The sequence below is a fragment of the Pseudomonas brassicae genome, from assembly GCF_010671725.1.
In the GTDB taxonomy this organism is placed as follows: Bacteria; Pseudomonadota; Gammaproteobacteria; order Pseudomonadales; family Pseudomonadaceae; genus Aquipseudomonas; species Aquipseudomonas brassicae.
In genome coordinates this window covers 1-1134 of record NZ_JAAHBU010000626.1, presented here as the reverse complement: position 1 = coordinate 1134, position 1134 = coordinate 1, and the positions used below count along the sequence as shown (strand labels likewise).

Here is a 1134-nt window from a genome sequence, read left to right as displayed (position 1 = left end):
GGTGACGGCGACGCTCTGCAGGCGCTCGTTGGTGCTGATGATCCAGCCTGGGTAGTAGCGCCCAAGCTCCGCCAGTACCTGGCTCAGCGGGCAGTTCTCGAACACCAGCCGGCCGTGCACCCAGGCCAGGTCCTTCTGCTGGTCGAGGCGCTCACGCTGGCCGAAAACCGTCGGGCCCGACGCTGATGCTGTCGCCGGCGCTCAGGCGGATACGCTGGTCGCTGCTGGCCAGCAGGTCGACGTCACCGCGCTGCACGCGCACCTGAGCCTGGCCGTCGAGGTAGCGCACCGCGAAGTCGGTATCGCGCACGCTGGCGCGCAACGGTCCGGCGCGCAGTTCGAAGGGCTGGGCCTGGCCGCCGGGCACTTCGAAATAGGCTTCGCCCTGGTACAGGCGTGCGACGCGCTGGCGCTCGTTGATGTCGCTGGAAAACGCCGAGTTGGTATTGAGCAGCACCCTGGAGCCGTCCTGCAGCTCCAGCGCTGGCGCTCGCCGACCACGGTGAGGTGGTCGGCCTGCAGGCGCATGGGCAGGTTGCCGACGGTGAACACGCCGATCAGCAACACGGCGGCGGCGGCCAGCGGTTTCCAGTACGGGCGCAGGCGGGCCAGGCGAGCGGGGCGCTGGTACTGCTGCAACACCACGGCGGCCTCGCGCACGCTGTCGCCGTGCCACAGGGCTTCGGCGCGCACATACGCCGGGGCGTTCGCCGGGTCGCTGCGAGCCAGGCTTCGAACGCGCGGGTGTCTTCAGGCGTGGCGCATTGCAGCCGGATCAACCAGTCCAGCGCCTGGTCCATGGCGCTGTCGCAGGCAGCCGGGTCTGGCGGCGCAGGGCGATGAGGGGCAGGGTCGGTCACGGTGGGTCTTGGCAGTCTTGTGTTTCAGGCAATGATCAAGTGTATCGGCATGTGTGGCAAGCCGGCTCAATCGCGATTGAGGCGATCGGCCACCCCGACGCAGATCGCCATGATCAGCTTCAGTTCCTTCTGCACCGTGCTGGCCGAGACGTTCAACTGCTCGGCGATTTCCAGGTAGCTGGCGCCATGCAGCCGGCTGAGAATGAAGATGCGTTGCTGGCGTGCACTGAGCTGGCCCAGCGACACGCTCAGGCGGCGCAGCAGCTGTTCGGCA

General features: G+C 68.0%; 1 protein-coding gene and 1 pseudogene. Both read right to left on the bottom strand.

Features of this window, described 5'->3' with window-relative positions; all coding sequences use genetic code 11:
- Positions 1 to 860 (bottom strand): annotated as a pseudogene (locus G3436_RS26745) (FecR family protein); the annotation flags it as partial.
- 66 nt (positions 861 to 926) lie between these two features.
- Positions 927 to 1134 (bottom strand): sigma factor-like helix-turn-helix DNA-binding protein (locus G3436_RS26740; protein WP_178116628.1); only part of this gene is annotated, 208 nt, incomplete at its 5' end.